General features: G+C 38.0%; 17 protein-coding genes. 11 read left to right on the top strand and 6 right to left on the bottom strand.

All coding sequences use genetic code 11. The features are described from left to right. Positions 1-21 precede the first annotated feature (21 nt). The 5 genes from AOB46_RS18045 to AOB46_RS18025 all read right to left on the bottom strand — a co-directional run bounded on the left by AOB46_RS18045 (position 22) and on the right by AOB46_RS18025 (position 5737). Entirely contained in the window at positions 22-1590 is a 1569-nt protein-coding gene (locus AOB46_RS18045; RefSeq protein ID WP_062701966.1) for a hypothetical protein, read from the bottom strand. A gap of 6 nt (positions 1591-1596) precedes the next feature. After that, on the bottom strand, positions 1597-2169 hold the full coding sequence (locus AOB46_RS18040; RefSeq protein ID WP_062701964.1) for a hypothetical protein: 573 nt from the start codon (positions 2167-2169) through the stop codon (positions 1597-1599). A gap of 487 nt (positions 2170-2656) precedes the next feature. Beyond that, positions 2657-4324, bottom strand: coding sequence for a ribonucleoside-diphosphate reductase subunit alpha (locus AOB46_RS18035; RefSeq protein WP_262486723.1), 1668 nt, complete (start codon positions 4322-4324; stop codon positions 2657-2659). A 45-nt stretch (positions 4325-4369) separates the two neighbouring features. Continuing rightward, positions 4370-4657 carry a hypothetical protein gene (locus AOB46_RS18030; protein WP_062701960.1) on the bottom strand — a complete coding sequence of 96 codons (288 nt, stop codon included), beginning with the start codon at positions 4655-4657 and terminating at the stop codon, positions 4370-4372. Between the two features lie 105 nt (positions 4658-4762). Further along, positions 4763-5737: a ribonucleotide-diphosphate reductase subunit beta gene (locus tag AOB46_RS18025; protein ID WP_062701958.1), complete on the bottom strand. Its 975-nt coding sequence runs from the start codon at positions 5735-5737 to the stop codon at positions 4763-4765. A gap of 426 nt (positions 5738-6163) precedes the next feature. On the opposite strand from AOB46_RS18025, the gene AOB46_RS18020 reads away from it, so the two are divergent. From AOB46_RS18020 to AOB46_RS18000, 5 genes are all read left to right on the top strand, one after another. Next, positions 6164-6853: an ABC transporter ATP-binding protein gene (locus tag AOB46_RS18020; RefSeq protein ID WP_062701956.1), complete on the top strand. Its 690-nt coding sequence runs from the start codon at positions 6164-6166 to the stop codon at positions 6851-6853. Positions 6854-7017: 164 nt separating this feature from the next. Then, positions 7018-8247, top strand: coding sequence for an ABC transporter permease (locus tag AOB46_RS18015; RefSeq protein ID WP_062701955.1), 1230 nt, complete (start codon positions 7018-7020; stop codon positions 8245-8247). 46 nt (positions 8248-8293) lie between these two features. Continuing rightward, complete coding sequence (locus tag AOB46_RS18010; RefSeq protein ID WP_062701953.1) at positions 8294-9565, top strand: ABC transporter permease; 1272 nt, start codon at positions 8294-8296, stop codon at positions 9563-9565. Between the two features lie 101 nt (positions 9566-9666). Further along, positions 9667-10860, top strand: a complete 1194-nt coding sequence (locus AOB46_RS18005) for an efflux RND transporter periplasmic adaptor subunit (RefSeq protein ID WP_062701951.1) — start codon at positions 9667-9669, stop codon at positions 10858-10860. Between the two features lie 300 nt (positions 10861-11160). Beyond that, positions 11161-11562, top strand: coding sequence for a hypothetical protein (locus AOB46_RS18000; RefSeq protein ID WP_131724416.1), 402 nt, complete (start codon positions 11161-11163; stop codon positions 11560-11562). Positions 11563-11709: 147 nt separating this feature from the next. Here the strand turns inward: AOB46_RS18000 and AOB46_RS17995 are convergent, their stop codons facing one another. Next, complete coding sequence (locus AOB46_RS17995; RefSeq protein WP_062701947.1) at positions 11710-12093, bottom strand: Fur family transcriptional regulator; 384 nt, start codon at positions 12091-12093, stop codon at positions 11710-11712. A 104-nt stretch (positions 12094-12197) separates the two neighbouring features. Between AOB46_RS17995 and AOB46_RS17990 the strand changes: the two genes are divergently transcribed. The 6 genes from AOB46_RS17990 (at position 12198) to AOB46_RS17965 (ending at position 19075) form a co-directional block, all read left to right on the top strand. After that, complete coding sequence (locus AOB46_RS17990) at positions 12198-13097, top strand: NAD(P)/FAD-dependent oxidoreductase (protein WP_062701945.1); 900 nt, start codon at positions 12198-12200, stop codon at positions 13095-13097. Positions 13098-13240: 143 nt separating this feature from the next. Continuing rightward, positions 13241-14509: a serine hydroxymethyltransferase gene (gene glyA / locus AOB46_RS17985; protein ID WP_316934406.1), complete on the top strand. Its 1269-nt coding sequence runs from the start codon at positions 13241-13243 to the stop codon at positions 14507-14509. A 58-nt stretch (positions 14510-14567) separates the two neighbouring features. Continuing rightward, complete coding sequence (locus AOB46_RS17980) at positions 14568-15032, top strand: regulatory protein RecX (RefSeq protein WP_185113886.1); 465 nt, start codon at positions 14568-14570, stop codon at positions 15030-15032. 43 nt (positions 15033-15075) lie between these two features. Then, the gene (locus AOB46_RS17975) at positions 15076-16158 is read left to right on the top strand and encodes an aminotransferase class I/II-fold pyridoxal phosphate-dependent enzyme (protein WP_062701940.1); all 1083 of its coding nucleotides are present in this window, start codon (positions 15076-15078) and stop codon (positions 16156-16158) included. Between the two features lie 130 nt (positions 16159-16288). Beyond that, complete coding sequence (locus AOB46_RS17970; RefSeq protein ID WP_062701938.1) at positions 16289-18217, top strand: polysaccharide biosynthesis protein; 1929 nt, start codon at positions 16289-16291, stop codon at positions 18215-18217. Positions 18218-18256: 39 nt separating this feature from the next. After that, complete coding sequence (locus AOB46_RS17965; protein WP_062701936.1) at positions 18257-19075, top strand: polysaccharide biosynthesis/export family protein; 819 nt, start codon at positions 18257-18259, stop codon at positions 19073-19075.

Here is a 19075-nt window from a genome sequence, read left to right as displayed (position 1 = left end):
GCTTTTAGATGAATTGTTTTTTTACCTGATGCCCTGCGTTACCATTTTGTTGGAAACAACAGCATAGATACATCCTGTGGTTTTCAAATTAACTGTAATGGTTGCAGGAACGGACCTGTATGCGGTATCTCCATAAGGTTCAACGATCTTTCCGTTGCTGTCTTTTAGAGTTTTCCCTTTGATGGAGTAAGTCATTGTAGCTGTTCCGGTAAACCCGCTGGAGGGGCTGAACGTGACTATGCCCGTAGACTTATTGTAGCTCCATGTTCCCTGTGCCGTTACTTTTTTTCGGTAAAGGGTCAGATCAGTATCACTGCTTTTAGTAAAGCTGAAGGTTGAATAATCAATATGATTTTTACTGCCCACAGGCGGATTGACAATGCTGATAGGGCCTTTGTATGCTATATCATTATTGAAAACCGGAATAGAAACCGGCTGAAATTTACAGGTTGAAGCAACATCATCATTAGCCACTGCAGAATAGGGAAGGGTAAGTTTTACATTCCGGATAATGTGTTGCTGATAAGCTGCTCCTGTAGAGGCCGCAAAGCCTAACTTTAGGAAAGAAGGAACAGTTGCATTAAGGGTCTGATTAGTTGCAGCTCCCTCTGTATCTGAGCTGTTGAAATCACTCGTCTGCGGATTGGCATTTTCAGTGTAAGGAACTGAGGCTGGATAATGATAATAGTTGATTACATTAACAGGTGTTCCGTTTTGTGCCGTCTGAATATCCACCTTGATATCAAACCCGTCTGTTGTCGTTGGGCTGGTGAAATGGGGGATCAGGTCCAGGTATACTTTCCTGAACTCTCCGTTGTTATTTCTGAGGTCAAATAAAGAGGAAAGCGTATTGGTAGTAGCTGCATAACTTCTGTTAGTCTGCAGTATTCTGCCTACAGTTCCGGAATTACTTAAGGTGGTGCGGGTGGTCAGAACCGGATACCCTGTATATCCGTCTCCTAAACCGGTGGTGTTAATGGCTGCACCCTTTGCACCTCTTAACGTTACATGACTTGAACCCTGACTCCATGTAACTCCTGCAATACCGTTTACCCTTGATTCTCCCTGGAATCTTTTGGATTTAAAGTTCCCGAATTCATCCAGGGCAATACCTAAATAGGCTCCTGTAAGTCCGGCCTTACGTTGAGAAGCATACGTGTCTTTTGCTCTGTTATAAGCATATCCGAGCCCCGCACCCGGTGATCCGATAACGGGATTACTCACAGAACCGTCATACAGAAAAAATGAAAGCCCGTCTCCATAAACTCCATTTAATGGTGTACCGTTTTTCATGTCGTACTCAAATTCAACATGCAGTCCATTAACTGAAGTGAATGTTCTTCCATTGATAAATAATCCTCCGAACTGTCCTGAGCTGGCTGGAGTAAGCTGTACTCCTGTTGAAGTATGCGCTGCATTTCCCTGAATGCTCAGTTCAGATGCTGAAGAAGCATTCATCAGAGAGTTTGAGTACGAATAAAATCCATAAATACTGGCAACTTCTGTACTGTCTGTCTGTGCGTAGGTGAAATGAATAAGCAGGGTGAATAACAGGCACATCCATGATGGTCTTTTAAAATTCGTTTCCATGACTGTTTATTTTACAACAAAAACAATATTGATGAAAGATGCTGAAGTTGCATTGGAAAGAATGTCATAATTCAAAACTCCAGTACTGCTTATACTGTTGATTTTAAATACAGCCGGATCATAACCTGTTACATAATAGTACAAATCTGTTGCGTTCGGAAAGAATGGAATTGAAGCCGGGGCTGAAGTGCTCCTTGCATTAGCCGAGACGTTGGAAAACTGATTTTTGTATAAGGTATACAAATCTTTTGTCTGCCCGGTAGCAGTGGTTGTCGTATCAAAAACTACGCTTGGCATATAGAAGAATCTGGCGGCATAAGGAGAGAGACATACCCAGTCGGGAGCTGCGGGGGTTCCCACATTCTGGCTGATGCATTTTTTGCTGCTGTCAAAAATTACAAGTCCTGTGGCAGGATTGGTAATGGAACTGAGCGTGGTAATTCTAGGAAGAAGAACTCCTTTTGAAGTGCTGTTAACATCTAATGCAGCGCTTTGGTCAGGTGTTGCAGTATTGATGCCCACCTGTGCAGTAATGGAACAAAAAGCCATTACCAAAACTAAGGTAATAATTTTGTACATGTCGAAATAATTTTTTTTGTGTGTTTTTGATCTTATTGACAAATCTGTGATGGGTCAATAAGAAGTTAATTGCTTAAGGGGAAGTAATGTGTTTTTTTTCTGGGTAAATGTAGTATAGGTTATAATTAATTTTTATTCAGTGTTTTTTATTTTTATAATTATTCAAAATTGAATATTAATTATGTTAAATATTGCTTTAAATTAAGTGTTTTTGTTAATAATTTTCTTGATAATTTAGTAATTATAGTGTAATATTGAACAAATGTAGATAAAATTATGATATGACAATAGCCTGATCCTGGTGATACGGGGATTTGATTCACCTGTCAGAGAATGGAGGCTGATTATTTTCAGTATTGATAAATGATTAGACATACATTTAATAAAAATATTAAATATGTTAAAGTTTGTTAAATTTTTGTTTATCATGAAAAAAGCACGCTAAACAGCGTGCTTTTGTGTATATAAAAAGTTTATTATTGGTGAATTATGCTTCGCAGGAAGAACAGGATACAAAGTTGACCATCATTTCTTTAGATACAGATGAGCTTCTCTGATAGTAAAGAGTTTTTACTCCTTTCTTCCATGCTTCAATATAAAGATAGTTAACATCTTTTACCGGCATTGTAGATGGAATCTGAAGGTTCAGAGACTGTGCCTGGTCAATATACTGCTGTCTTTGTGCAGCCTGAGAAATAATCTCCATCGGAGAAATTTCCTTGAATGTTTTGAATACTGCTTTTTCTTCGTCAGTAAGTTCTGCTAAATGTTGTACGGAACCGTGGTTCAGCATAATGGTTCTCCATGTTTCCTCATTGTCTAGCCCTTTCTCTTCCAGTAATTTTGCCAGGTATTTATTCTTACGCATGAAGTTTCCTTTCGCAAGGCCGGCTTTATAATAGTTAGAGGCAAAAGGCTCGATTCCCGGAGAAGTCTGCCCTAAGATTGCAGAACTTGAAGTGGTAGGAGCTATGGCCATTGTTGTGGTGTTTCTCAAGCCGTATCCTTTCAGCAGCTCCGGTTCACCATAAATGTTGGCCAGCTCTCTTGAAGCCAGCTCTGCCTGTTCTTTGATATGTCTGAAAGCTCTTGCATTGAACTGAGTAGCTTCAAAACTTTCAAACGGAATCATATTTTTCTGTAAATACGAGTGGTATCCTAAAACTCCCAGTCCAAGCGCTCTGTGACGCATTGCAAAGTTTCTTGCTCCCTGCAGGTAATAGTTTCCTTCCGTTTTTTCGATAAATTCAGTTAAAACAGCATCCAGGAAGTAAACAGCAAGCTTTACAGCATCCGTATCTTTCCATTCGTCATAGAGTTCTAAGTTCATAGAAGACAGACAGCATATGAAAGATTCTTCTCTGGTAGAAGGAAGCATGATTTCAGAACAAAGGTTACTTGCATTTACAGGCATTCCCAGATCTTTATAAACCTGAGGCTTATTTCTGTTCACGTTATCTGTAAAGAAGATATAAGGAAGACCTTTCTGCTGACGGCTTTCCAGAACTCTTGCCCAGATCTTACGCTTATCCATGTCTCCGTCAATCATATCCTGCATCCAGTAATCCGGAACACAGATTCCTGTGAATAGGTTCTGGATGGGGCTTCCGATATCTTTAATGGATAAAAATTCTTCAATATCCCCGTGATCAATATCAAGATAGGCAGCAAAAGCTCCTCTTCTTACACCTCCCTGGGAAACGACATCCATGGCGGTATCAAATAATTTCATGAAAGAAACAGCTCCTGAAGATTTACCATTATCGGTTACTGCAGTACCTCTGTTACGAAGCTCTCCGAAATATCCTGAAGTTCCGCCCCCGATCTTAGTCTGCATAATTACCTCTCCCATTTTGTGGGTAATACCTTCAATGCTATCCGGAATATGAACATTGAAACATGAAATTGGAAGACCTCTCTGTGTTCCCATATTGGCCCACACAGGAGAAGAGAAACTGATCCAACCTTTGGTAATCATTTCTTTGAAAGCAGGCTGTAATTCCGGCTTGTATAGTTTTTTAGCAGCGGCGGTGGTAATTCTGTCAATGGCACCTTCTACTGTTTCTCCCTTCAGCAGGTATCCTCTGTTCAGCATTTGCTCAGACTCTTCATTGAGCCACCAGATATTTGAATTTTGCTCTTCCATAGATGTTATATTTTCGAATTCCGGAGTAGGGTTATATACTCCGGAATTTTGTTGTTATATTGATTGTAAAATTTCTACTTTGTGGGATCCGTTCAATCCGCTTTCGTCTCTTAATCTCTGAAAGTTTTTAAAAGACGGGACATTTAAAACCTCATGCTGAACCTCTTCATTGATGTAACTGGAGTAATGCAGAAACGTAACACCGTCCTCTTTTACATACACCTTATATTCAAATGTTTCCTGATCCAGATTCTGAAAATCATCCAGGAATTTTTGGATATTGGCTTTATTTTCTGAAACAAATTCAGGTTTTACGGTGTAGGTTACCATTACATTAATCATTTGCTTTGCATTTTGGTATTGTATATTGATTTTGAGAAAAGGATTCTCATAATGATATCGCTAATACTATCTGTTTCGACGCTCGCTTCGCTCGCGCCTCATTCTTTAAAACAGATCGTTGGCTGTAATACTCTTATCGTGTTTTGTGTAATCAACCGGTCTTTTGGCAAAGAAATCATCCATAGAATTGGCGAAAACCTCTTCTTCAAACCATTTCATCGGGCGGTACTGTTCAGGAGAAATGTTGTAACGGGTTTCCATATTGATTTTTTTCAGACTGTCATCTACACGGTATTTCATAAAGTTCAGAAGATCTTCTTTTGAAAAAACGCTTAATTCTCCTAGCTCAAAGATCCAGTCCAGGATTTCGCCTTCCAGCTCGATAGACTGGTCTACCAGAGTATAGATGTCTTCAATATCTGAATCGGTAAGAAGGTCTGGTTGTTCTTCACGGATTTTGTTGATCAGGTAGATTCCTGCATTGGCGTGGATTTGCTCATCTACAGAGGTCCATGCAATGATGTTGGAAACATTTTTCATGTATCCTTTGAATCTTGTGAAAGAAAGGATGATGGCAAACTGTGAGAAAAGCGATACGTTTTCAATCAGGATACTGAATAATAAAAGAGAGGATACGTATTCTTTCGGGGTTGTAGAGTTGGCGTGTTTTAGAACATTCGACAGGAAGTCTATTCTCTTTTTTACAGCCGGGATCTCAATAACGTTAAGGAATTCTTCATTATACCCCAATACTTCCAATAAACGGGAGTATGCTTCGGAATGGCGGAACTCACATTCAGCAAAAGTAGCTCCAAGTCCGTTGAATTCAGGTTTTGGAAGGTGATTATACAGGTTTCCCCAGAATGTCTTTACAGACACCTCGATCTGTGCAATAGCTAAAAGAGCATTTTTCACAGCATTTTTTTCGTGTGGTTCAAGTTGCGAATGAAAATCCTGAACATCTGCAGTAAAATCTACTTCCGAATGCACCCAGAACGATTTGTTGATCGCTTCTACAAATTGAAGAACCTCAGGGTATTCAAATGGCTTGTAGCTTACTCTTTTATCAAAAATTCCCATATTAAAATATCTTTAAAATTAAATAATTTACATCACTGTGGATAACGTTGATACATCAGTTAACTTTCTGTGTATTTGGTGCTTATGTTTAAAAGTTATTCACTTTGATAAGCGGCGGTTTCTTGTAAAGAACTAAGTACAAAGTTCGAAAAAAAGAAATGATTTTGAAAGCCCTAAATACTAATTGGCTGACTTTTAACTCTAAAAGTTTTCCACATTTACATGAAAGTAGCGCAAATAATGGCTTAGACAGGATTATTGACAAAAAATATATGAAAATCCGTAGTTACAGTTAAACAGTATTTTATAATATGCTATAAATAAAGGTGTAATTTGTTAAACAATAAAATATTTGATTAAATTCAGGTTCTTGTAACAAATTGAAAATATCATCTACTTATTGGGTATAAAATCATAGATCACTCAATGTTAGTAATTCAGGATTTACATAAATCATACGATACCGGAAAAAGTAAGCTGCACGTTCTCAAGGGAATTAATCTCAATATTTCCGAAGGTGAATTTGTTTCAATTATGGGAAGCTCCGGTTCCGGGAAATCTACTCTTCTTAATATTATTGGAATTCTGGATGAAAAAGATTCAGGAACCTATGAGCTGGATGGAGTTCCTATTGAACATTTATCCGAAGTAAAAGCCGCGGAATACAGAAGTAAATTCTTAGGATTTATTTTTCAGTCCTTCAATCTGATCGGTTATAAAACTGCTTTGGAAAATGTAGCCCTTCCTCTGTATTATCAGAATGTTCCAAGGAAAGAACGTAATCAGAAAGCACTGGAATATCTGGAAAAAGTAGGGCTTGCGCAATGGGCAAACCACCTTCCGAATGAACTTTCCGGAGGTCAGAAGCAGAGAGTTGCTATTGCGAGGGCTTTGATTACAGATCCTAAAGTTGTTCTGGCAGATGAGCCTACCGGAGCCCTGGATTCCAAAACGACCCACGATATCATGAAGCTTCTTCAGGACATCAATAATGAAGGAAAGACCATCATTGTGGTAACCCACGAACCTGACGTAGCTGCACAAACCAAAAGAAATGTTGTACTGAAAGACGGGATTATAGAAAGTGATGAGTTTATAAAGCAGGTCGTCTTGTAAATGAATGGTGAATGGTCAGTTTTGCTTCACAGTGAATTTGATTTTTTCAGAAAAGTGTTGAAATAAAGACAAAAGTAAGTGTGGATAGTCAGTAATGAATTTTTGGATGCGGTAAAACTGACCACTTTGTTAATTGACTTTTTACATTGTAAAAAATAAAAAATATGTTTGACCTAGATCGTTGGCAGGAAATATTCAGTTCTATCCGAAGTAATGTACTCCGGACGGTGCTTTCGGGATTTACGGTAGCCCTGGGACTGTTTATTTTTATTGTTCTGTTCGGAATTGGTAAAGGATTGCAGAACGCCTTTACCCAGGGGTTTGCAAGAGATGCACAGAATCTGATCACTATTTATACCGGAAAAACAACGGTGGCTTACAGAGGCCTCCAGTCAGACAGAAATGTAACGATGGATAATGATGACTACGATTTTCTGATCAATACCGATAAAACAAAAGTAGGAGATGCCAGCCCGAGATATACTGCAAACATGATGGTGAAATACGGAAAGGAAAGCGGAATGTATCAGATAAACGGGGCGGAACCCGGAGAACAGATCATCGAAAACAGGAAAGTTATAGAAGGACGTTATCTGACTCCTATGGATCTGAACAGAAAACAGAATATTGCAGTAATCGGGAGAATGGTGCAGAGAGATCTTATCAAAAACGGAAGCCCGGTAGGAAAAGATCTTGACATCAACGGAACCATGTTTAAAGTAGTGGGGGTATTTTCTGATGATGGCGGAGACCGCGATGAAAGACATATTACAGTGCCTATTACCACTCTTCAGCAGATGAAGAAAGGTTCCGATACCGTAAATACAGTATATATTGCCTATAATGAAAAGCTTACCCCTCAGGAAGCTATTAAATACGGGGATGAACTGAAGGACAAATTAAAATCAAGAAAAAATGTCTCTCCTGATGATGAAAACGGAGTGGGAGTATGGAATAATGCCAAAAATATGGAAGGAACTTTCCAGTTCATGTTCGTCCTTACGGTTATTGTAGGATTTATTGGAATGGGAACGCTGCTTGCCGGAATCATCGGCATCAGCAACATCATGGTATATATCGTAAAAGAAAGAACCAAAGAGATCGGAGTACGTAAAGCAATAGGTGCCAAACCGGGAAGTATTGTAGGACTGATTGTACAGGAAAGTGTTGTAATTACAGTGGTTTCAGGGATTATAGGAGTGGGTGTGGGTGTATTAACACTCAGTCTGTTGGGAGACAGCCTTGAAGAATTCTTCATTATTAACCCGAATGTGGGATGGGGAGAAATTATTATGGCTTTTATAGCACTGGTTTTTTCCGGACTTATTGCTGGGTTTGTTCCGGCATACAGGGCTTCAAAGATCAAGCCGATTGAAGCATTGAGAACCGAGTAAAGGTGAATTTGATAGAGTAAAAAATATAAAAATACAGCTCAGAGAAGTGAATATTTTATTTAAAAAAGATACCTGGCAGGAAATTTATTATTCATTGAGGAATAATAAGCTTCGTACGTTCCTTACCATGATTGGTGTGGGTTGGGGAATGTTTTTATATGTAAGCCTTCTTGGGGCTGCCAAAGGAATGGAAAACGGTTTTGATAAATTATTCTCAGGATTTGCTACCAATTCCATCTTCTTGTTTGCAGGAAATACTTCCATTCCCTATGATGGGTTTCCGAAAGGACGTCAGCTTCATCTGAAGCTGTCTGATATGGATATGCTTAAACAGAAAGTTCCTGCAATAGATTATATTTCGCCGCAGAATTCCAGGGGAAGTTTTACCGGAACTGCCGGAGAGCTGATGTCGAGAAACGGTAAAAAAGGAACTTACGGTCTTACAGGAGATTATCCGGTAGGAAATAAAATTTCAGAAAAGAAACTTATTTTCGGACGCTACATTAACGATGCCGATGTGATGGGGAATAAGAATGTAGTAGTGATTGGGGAAGAAATCTATAAAAATTTATTTGATGCCAAGAAAAATGAGAGCCCTATCGGGAAATCAGTGAATATAAAAGGAATGTTCTTTAACGTGATTGGAGTGTTCCGTGTGAAAAAAGGAGGAGGGTTTGAAAGTGACCAGAGTGCCTATATTCCGCTTTCTACCTATACCAAAATGTATAATGCCGGAGAGCAGATTGACCTCTTTGCTATTGTAGGCAAGCCAACGGCAGATTTAGGAGTTGTAGAGGAGGAGGTGAAGCAGGTATTGAAAGATAAAAATAAAGTATCTCCGGAAGATACCAATGCCTTTATGAGCTTCAATATCGGGAAGGAATTTAAAAAGCTGACAGGTTTCCTTACCGGAATGCAGCTTCTCACCATTATCGTAGGAACCCTTACTATTCTGGCGGGGGTGATTGCAATCTCCAACATCCTTCTGATCACGGTAAAAGAAAGAACAAAAGAAATCGGAATACGAAGAGCTTTAGGTGCAAAACCTGCTGAAGTAAGAAACCAGATCCTCTTAGAAAGTGTGGTTATTACGCTGTCATCAGGACTGTTGGGATTCATGTTCGGAATTTTTGTTCTGATTATTCTTAATATAGCGACCCAGAATCAGGATACCTTCCCGTTTTATAACCCGACGGTTAATTATGGAAACGTATTCAGTGCCATGGCCGTGATGGTAATTCTGGGACTGATTATCGGGATGATTCCGGCACAAAGGGCGGTAAAGATCAGGCCGATCGAAGCATTGAGGACGGAATAGTAATCATGTGAAAATAAAAAAAATGAAAATTTGAACATATTGGTCACCCCTCTTAATTTTCAATCTTTAAACCATTAAATAGTAAAAAATAAACTAGGTATATGAAAAAGAAATTCACTTTGAAAAAAGCCATTTATATTGTATTGGGGCTTTTATTTGCAGTGGCATTGTTCTCGGGAATCGGGTATCTTGTAAAATCCAATTCCAAGCAGGCTGAAGCCTTCCTCACCAGGAAGCCTGTTATCCAGGATATGGAAGATAAGGTAATGGCAACCGGTAAAATTGTTCCGAAAGAAGAAATTGAGATCAAGCCCAACATCGCAGGGATTATCGATAAAATTCTGGTGGATGAAGGAGATAAAGTAGTGGCGGGACAGTTGATCGCTACGGTAAGAATTATTCCCAATATTGCAGATGTCAACAATGCACAGCAGGAAGTGGTTAACTCTCAGCTTCAGATCAACAATGCCAGATTGAATGTTGACAATATGCAGAAGCAGTTTGCTATGCAGGAAAAGCTATATAAACAGGGGGTTGCTTCAAAGCAGGAATACCTTAATTCCCAGCAACAGCTTTATTCCCAGCAACAGACCCTTAAAAATGCTCAACAGCAGCTTGTAACGGCTCAAAAAAGATTACAGATAGTAAAAACAGGGGCTACGCCTGAACTTCAGGGGCTGGCAACAACGCAGATCCGGTCCAAAGCTTCCGGAACCGTGCTTGAAGTTCCTGTAAAAGTGGGAAGTCAGGTAATTGAGGCGAACTCCTTCAACGCAGGTACTACCATCTGTTCCATTGCAGACCTGAATTCACTCATCTTCCAGGGAGATATAGATGAAGCACAGGCAGGAAAGCTAAAACAGGGAATGGATATGAAAATCGTGATCGGTGCATTACAGAATAAAACGTTTCCGGGGAAACTGACCATGATCGCTCCAAAAGGAAAAGATAACAGTGGAACCATCAAATTCCCGGTAGAAGGGGATGTTAAAAATCCAAATAACGAATACATCAGAGCGGGATTCTCTGCCAACGGAGAAATTGTGCTGAAATCTGAGAAAAATGCCCTTTTACTGGATGAATCCCTTATTCAGTATGAGAAAATCAAAGGAAAAGACTCTCCTTTTGTAGAAGTGAAGCAGAAAGACGGTAAGTTTAAAAAGGTCTATGTAAAATTGGGCGCCAGTGACGGAATCAATGTACAGATCCTTTCCGGAATTGATAAAAATGCCGAAGTGAAAGTATGGAATCCTTCTGACAAAGATAAGGAAGAGCTTAAAGAGAAGAAAAAATAGTAAGCGACAGCTATATATTTTTATCGTAAAATCCTGGGAGTTTTCTCAGGATTTTTTTATTGAAAAGAACTTTGCAGCCGCTATTAAACTGCTGTTTTTCTGAAAACTAATTAATATATTTGAGTTCAAATTAAAACCATGTGCAGATACGCAGGAAAGGGTTATAAAATTCACTATGCTTGCTTTAAATGCAGAAAATCATTTAAACAGCAGGATTCTTATGACATTTTTTTAAGAATAAAAAAAGAAAACGTATATCATGCTCCTGACGGCAGTGTGAGAAAAATCGGACATCTTTTTATGAAAGCTAATAAAGAAGAGCTGGATTTACTGATAAAGGAAATAGAATCAAGATCTGTAAAATGCCCGGAATGTGGTAACATCATGACGGATCTTGGGAGAGAGTTTAAAGCTCCTAAAAAAACGGCGGTTAAAGAATGGGAAATTATAGAAGGCCTTTTCAGGACAGGAAAAATATTTTATACTTGCGGCTGTTACGGAATTGGTTATATTCCAAAGAATCCGAAAGATTACGAACAATATTTAAAGAATATCCTGAGTGAATACCAACAACAGATGATCACATGTCAGGACAAAACGATTGAAGAATGTCCTGATAAATTGGACGCGGTTAAGTATTGGAGTAAAAAGATCTCTGAGGTAAAGGCAGAAATGAACCTTCAGAGATTTGAAATATTTTGAAAGAAACGTTCATGAAGAAAAATTACCTTGTTCTCTTTTTCTTTATTATTAAAGTTTAAATCTGTCTTCTGCTTTTCTTTATAAAGCATAAAGCTTTTTTCCTTAGCTAATCTCTTATGGTTTTAAAAAATAAATTAGGTACACGGATTATTTTGATAAAGAGCATTCCGGGCAGTAACCTGAAATAATTCCATTGAAATTGACAGGCTGATATCCTTCCGGCATCGTAATATCAACCTCTTCCGGCATACACTCTATCGTTCCGCACAGAAGGCATCTGAAATGAAAGTGGCTGTGCTTATGGTGCTTTCCGGAACACCTGCGGCAAGGAGCAAAATAAGACTTCCCGTCATCACTTACTACTTTATGTACAATCCCGTCATCACAAAAGCTGTTAAGGATTCTGTAAATCGTAGCCCGGTCTATCTCATTGCCCAGTTTTTTTTGTAAAATATCATGACTTACCGCTGATTTTGACCCTTTTAATGAATCCAGGATCAGCTGTTTTGTTTTGGTATTCCGCTTATTCATTGTGCAAAGATATAAAATATTATTGCAACTTAGTTGCATTAGTGAAATTTTGATTTACCTTTGCATAAACAAACAGGTGGTTAAATCATTAAAACTCAATTATAATGGAGAATAAAAGCTTTGATGTTATTATTATCGGTGGAAGCTATTCCGGGTTATCAGCCGGAATGGCTTTAGGGAGATCACTCAGGAAAGTATTAATAATAGATAATGGTAAACCCTGTAACAGACAGACGCCGTATTCGCATAATTTGATTACCCACGATGGTAAAGCCCCAAAAGAAATAGCAGAATTAGCTAAAGAGCAGGTTGAAAAATATGAAACAGTGAAATTTCATGAAGGAACCGTAACAGAAATAAGCCAAAATGACGGCTTTACTGTTGAAATACAGAATGGCAAAAGCTTTCAGGCTAAGAAACTGATTCTTGCGTCTGGAGTAAAAGATATGATGCCGGATATTCCCGGGTTTAGGGAATGCTGGGGAATTTCAGTTCTGCACTGTCCATACTGCCACGGGTATGAAGTAAAAAATGAAGTTACCGCAATTCTTTCAGATGGTGATATAGCATATGATTTTTCAAAGCTGGTTTATAATCTTACTAAGGAGCTTTCCTTATTATCCAATGGGCAGTCGGTTCTTTCGGAAGAACAAAAGAAAAAGTTGGAGAAGAACAATATTTCTTTAATTGAAGATCAGGTTGAAAGCATTGAACATGAAAACGGACATATCCGGAAGATTAACTTTAAAACAGGGAAAGAAATTTTCCTAAAGGCACTATATGCCAAAATACCTTTTGAGCAGAACATTGATCTTTCAGAGCTAGGCTGTGAGCTGACTGAGCAGGGCTTCATTAAAGTAGATTTTATGCAGAAGACTAATGTTCCCGGACTTTTTGCCTGCGGAGATAATGTTACCATGATGAGATCTGTGGCCAATGCCATTGCGCAGGGTAATTTTACCGGAGCAGTGGTGAATAAAGAACTTTCGGAAGAAGAATTTTAAAATGAAAGGTTTCTGAAAGACTTTTACCGGTAAATTATGCTATCGCTTTTGACTGCTGGACTTTCAAAAATCATTTTTCCCACTGTTGAAATCTCAACGGAAATTCCGTACATTTGGGGTGAAAAATTTCAAAAACTAAAAGTATAATGGATATTATTTTCGACCTGATTGAAAAGGAAAGACAAAGACAATCCCATGGATTAGAACTTATTGCGTCAGAAAACTTTGTTTCAGAAAACGTGATGAAAGCAATGGGAAGCGTACTGACAAACAAATATGCTGAAGGGTACCCGGGTAAAAGATATTACGGGGGCTGCGAAGTTGTAGATGAGGTTGAAACATTAGCAATCAATAGAGCAAAGGAGCTTTTCGGTGTGGACTATGTAAATGTTCAGCCGCATTCCGGATCTCAGGCTAATGCTGCCATTTATCTTGCTGTTTTGAAACCGGGTGACAAAATCATGGGAATGGACCTTTCTATGGGAGGACACCTTACTCACGGCTCGGGAGTTAACTTTTCCGGAATCCAGTATCAGGTAGTTTCTTACGGAGTAGAAAGAGAATCCGGCCTTATTGATTATAACCAGATGAGAGAAGTTGCTCTCAGAGAAAGACCAAAAATGCTTATTGCCGGTTTCTCAGCATATTCAAGAGATCTGGACTATGCTAAATTCAGAGAAATTGCAGACGAAATAGGGGCAACACTCTGGGCTGATATTGCCCATCCTGCAGGTTTGGTAGCCAAAGGACTGCTGAACTCTCCGTTTGAGCACTGCCACGTGGTAACAACAACAACTCACAAAACGTTAAGAGGTCCTAGAGGAGGAATGATCATGATGGGGAAAGATTTCGAAAATACCTACGGTCACAAAACACCGAAAGGAGAGATCAAAATGATGAGCCAGGTATTGGACGGAGCTGTTTTCCCAGGGATTCAGGGAGGCCCGCTGGAGCATGTTATCGCTGGTAAAGCCGTAGCTTTCGGTGAAGCTTTAGACGGTAAATTTGAAACTTATGCTAAACAGGTTAAAGCAAATGCCCAGGCTCTTTCAAAAGCAATGATCAGCAGAGGGTTTGATATCGTAAGCGGAGGAACAGATAACCATTTAATGCTTGTAGACCTTAGAAATAAAGGCGTAAACGGTAAAGAAACTGAAAAAGCTTTAGTTCTTGCCGATATTACATGTAATAAAAATATGGTTCCTTTTGATGATAAGTCACCATTCACCACCTCTGGAATCAGATTGGGAACGGCTGCTATCACTACAAGAGGTCTTAAAGAAAATGATATGGATACTATTGCAGGACTGATTTCCGAAGTCGTAGACAATATCAAAAATGAAGAAGTTCTTGCTTCTGTTAGAAAGAAAGTAAATGAACTGATGGAAGGAAAAGCACTGTTCAACTATTAATTGTTAACGGAAATACAATATAAAGAATGGGCATCTGTCCATTCTTTTTTCATTGATTATGGAGAAGAAATCTTTCACATTTGAGGAAATCAGGCAGAAAGTGGTGAACTATTGTGTTTACCAGGACCGCTGCCATGCTGAAGTGGAACAGAAAATGAAAGAGTTTTTACTGATTGATGAAGCAAAGGAAGAGATTATGCTCTATCTTCTGAAGGAGAATTTTCTGAACGAAGAGCGCTTTACACGGAGCTATATCAGAGGTAAATTCTATATCAAACATTGGGGCAGAAATAAGATTAGGATGAATCTGAAACAAAAACAGATTTCCGAAAGACTTATAGACACCTGTTTTGATGAGATTGATGAAGAAGATTATGAAAAAATGATCCGAAAAATTTACGAGAATTATGCTTCCAGGCAAAAAGGATTGAAGGAATATCAAAAAAAAGTAAAAACTATAAAATATTTGATGAGCAGAGGCTTTGAATATGAAAAAATAAATGATACTTTTGGAGAAACATAAATAGATATTGGAAAAACAGAAAATTTGGCTCTCACCACCGCATATGGGAGGGAATGAGCTTCAATATATACAAAACGCATTTGATACCAACTGGATCTCCCAATACGGCTCGAATATAGATGAATTTGAAAACGGTCTTGAGCATTATTTAGGAAGAAGTTCCCATGTTACAGCTCTGTCATCCGGAACGGCAGCTATTCACCTTGCTCTGAGATTACTGAATGTAGAAGAAGGAGATTTCGTAATCTGCCAGTCATTCACTTTTGTAGCTTCTGCCAATCCTGTGCTTTATTTGAAAGCTGTTCCGGTATTTGTAGACAGTGAAGAACAGACCTGGAATATGTGTCCCGATGCACTGGAAGAAGCAGTTAAATTCTGTATTCAGAAAGGGAAAAAGCCCAAAGCAATTATTGTTGTTTCTCTATACGGAATGCCTTTCAGGGTAGACGAAATACTCAGCATTTCTCGTAAATATGAAATTCCATTGGTTGAAGATAGTGCCGAAGCTCTTGGTAGCAGATATAAAGGGCAGTTGTGCGGAACTTTCGGAGACCTTTCAGTGATCAGTTTTAACGGAAATAAAATTATTACCACGGCGGGCGGGGGAATTCTGATTTCAAGAAATGAAGCTGATAAAAAGAAAGCCCTTTTTCTGGCAACACAGGCTAAAGATAATAAAGATTATTACTGCCACTCAGAGATTGGATATAATTATCGGATGGATAATATTACGGCAGGAATAGGCCGCGGCCAGCTGGAAACTCTTGAAGAGAAAATCACAGGAAGGAGAAAAAACCATGATTTTTATCAGATCTGCCTTAAAGACCACGAAAATATAGACCTTTTTTCGGCTCCGAATAGTGATTTCTTTTCCAACTACTGGCTTAATACAATTCTTTTGAAAAATAATTTTCCAAAAGAAAAACTTCGAGAACAGTTTTCTCAGAATAATATAGAAACCAGATATCTATGGAAGCCCATGCATCTTCAGCCATTGTATAAAACATATAAGTTTTTCGGAAATAATCTTTCTGGTACACTTTTTGACCGTGGATTGTGCCTGCCATCGGGGACTAATTTAACAGACGATTGCAGGGAAAGAATTGCTGAAATCCTTAAGATGTGAAATTCCCTAAATTTATTCATGAAAATCAAATAAAGATGGGATTTTATTTTAATTTTGTATCAATGCTTTGAAATTAATATTAATTAAAAATTGGTTTTAGCCGTTTTAAATATGAACACAAATACAGACAATGTACAGCTCTTTTAGGAAAAAAATATTTGGAGGAGACAATGTTGTCAATCTCTCGGATGTAAGATATCTTCCCAGATGGATAATACTTGTAATAGATATTATCATTTTGGTTATATCTTTATTTCTTTCTACTTATACTATAGAAAAAATTACTCAGAAGGAATTTATTTATCACGAAGATAAAAGTATTGTTTTTACCTTTATTATTGTGGTGAATACCATGTTTATGTATTTTTTCAAGACCTATGCAGGAATTATAAGACACTCCACTTTTATTGATCTTTTCAAACTGCTGATTTCCTGTTTCTGTACAATGGCGGTTATAGGTGTTGTAAATCTCATCTACTTCTGGGTGACAGGAGGGAAATTTATTTTAACGCCTTTCCTGGTCCTGTATTTTATCATCTCCTTTATGGGGCTTTTTCTCTTCAGACTTTATGTGAAAGAATTTTTTCATATTGTAAGAGAATACAGAAGAAGTACTCTGAAAAAAAGAATTTTGGTTCTTGGAATTGATGAGCAGTCTATTGCTATTGCCCGTGCTATTCTGGATAACCCCAGCCTGCCTTATCAGGTGGTGGGATTTTTAACTCAAAGAACAGACTCAAAAAGAGCGTCCTTATTAGGGAAACCTATCTATGAAAAAAGAAAAATAGAAGAAGCTACAAAAGAAGAACTCATTATAGACGGGGTTATTATCGTTAAGGAAATGATGTCTAAAGACGAAATGAACGCCTGGGTTAATTTGTTTTTAGAAAAAGATCTGAATATATTCAAAGCTCCTTCCGTACAGAAATTAAGAGACAGTGATTTGGGTGGATCTATCCGGAATCTTCAGATTGAAGATCTTCTGAACAGAAAACCTATCAAAATAGAAAATGAAGAGGTAAAAAGCAGGCATTTTAATAAGAATGTGCTGGTAACCGGAGGAGCAGGATCTATCGGAAGTGAAATTCTAAGACAGGTTGCTCAATTTAGCCCGGCTTTAATTGTCGTTCTGGATCAGGCAGAAACACCTTTGTATGACATTGAGCTGGAGATGAAGGAGAAATTTCCTCATATCAGATTCAAATTTGTTTTGGCTGATGTTTCTAATATTCACAGGATTGAACCGTTATTTCAGACCTATAATTTTTCAATGGTATATCATGCTGCAGCCTATAAGCATGTTCCTTTGGTTGAAGAAAATCCTAATGAGGCAATTCGTGTTAATGTTTTAGGATCAAAAAATATTGCAGTACTTTCCAGCCGTTATAAGGTCAACCGATTTGTAATGATTTCTACAGATAAAGCGGTGAATCCTACTAATGTAATGGGAGCTTCTAAGAGAGCTGCTGAATTGTTTGTCCAGTCTCTACAGCATGTTGATGGTAATACAACCAAGTTTATTACAACCAGATTTGGTAATGTTTTAGGATCGAACGGATCCGTTATTCCGCATTTTAAAAGGCAGATTGAAGCTGGCGGTCCGGTTACCATTACCCATCCGGATATTGTCAGATACTTCATGACAATTCCTGAAGCATGTGAACTTGTACTGCAGGCCGGAACAATGGGAAAGGGCGCGGAGATCTTTGTTTTTGATATGGGTGAACCTGTGAAAATTCTTGATCTGGCAAGAAGAATGATTAAGCTGTCGGGATTTGAGCCTAATATTGATATTAAGATTATTTATACAGGATTAAGACCAGGTGAAAAACTCTACGAAGAACTGCTGAGTGATAATGCAAAAACGTTATCTACACACAATGAAAAAATTATGGTTTCCAAAGACCCAACAATGGAGTTTGTAGAAATTGAGAAACTTATTAATTTAGTAACAGATGCTTCTGTATTAAAAGATAAGGTGGAAGTTGTAAAGATTTTGAAAAACATCGTGCCTGAATTTAGAAGTAATAATTCTATATATGAGGCTTTAGATAAATAGAAAAATATAAGTGTTATATTTGTACAATTTTAAAATAAGATGAAAGGTAAAATATTGACCATATTATCAGTGTTTATATTAGTTTCCTGTAAGGTTAAAGATAAAGCCAATAATGAATTGAATTATATGCAGAATATAGAAAATGTTGCTATCGAAGCCTCTGCAAAAAACTCTAGTTCTACAATTCAGCCTGGTGATCAGCTGGTTATTGTGATCACAGCAAAAGATATGGATGTTGTTAAGCCGTTTAATCAAAACTATTCATCATCTGAACTTATTCAGACCAATAGTTTTGCAGGGGGAAATACACCTAATCAAGGAGGAATGACTATTTCTGGACCTACCTATCAGGTAGATGCAGATGGAAATATAGATTTCCCAATTCTTGGAAAGCTTACGACCTCAGGAAAGTCACTCGCTGATTTCAAAAACGACTTACGAGATAGAATGACAAAATACGTTATTAACCCAACAGTGAATGTAAGGCTAGCCAATTTTAAAGTTACGGTACTAGGTGAAGTGAATAGACAAGGGGATTATACTATTGCCAATGGACAAGGTACTATTTGGAATGCGCTAGGTTTAGCTGGGGATCTTACAATGTATGGAAAAAGAGATAATGTATTAGTAATCCGACATGAAGATGGGAAAGTTATTCATGGGAAAGTAAATCTTCATGATGCTAATCTAATGAATTCTCCTTTTTATAATTTAAAACAAGGAGATGCGATAATAGTTGCCTCTAATGGCACAAAAGAATTAACAGCCAGACAAAATCCAAATACAGCACTTTATTTATCAGCCGCTTCTATTGCCGTTACAGCAATTGCAGTTGTTGTAGGTTTATTTAAGAAATAA

Source organism: Chryseobacterium indologenes (genome assembly GCF_001295265.1).
Taxonomy (GTDB): Bacteria; Bacteroidota; Bacteroidia; order Flavobacteriales; family Weeksellaceae; genus Chryseobacterium; species Chryseobacterium indologenes_A.
This window is presented reverse-complemented; position numbering and strand designations above follow the sequence as displayed.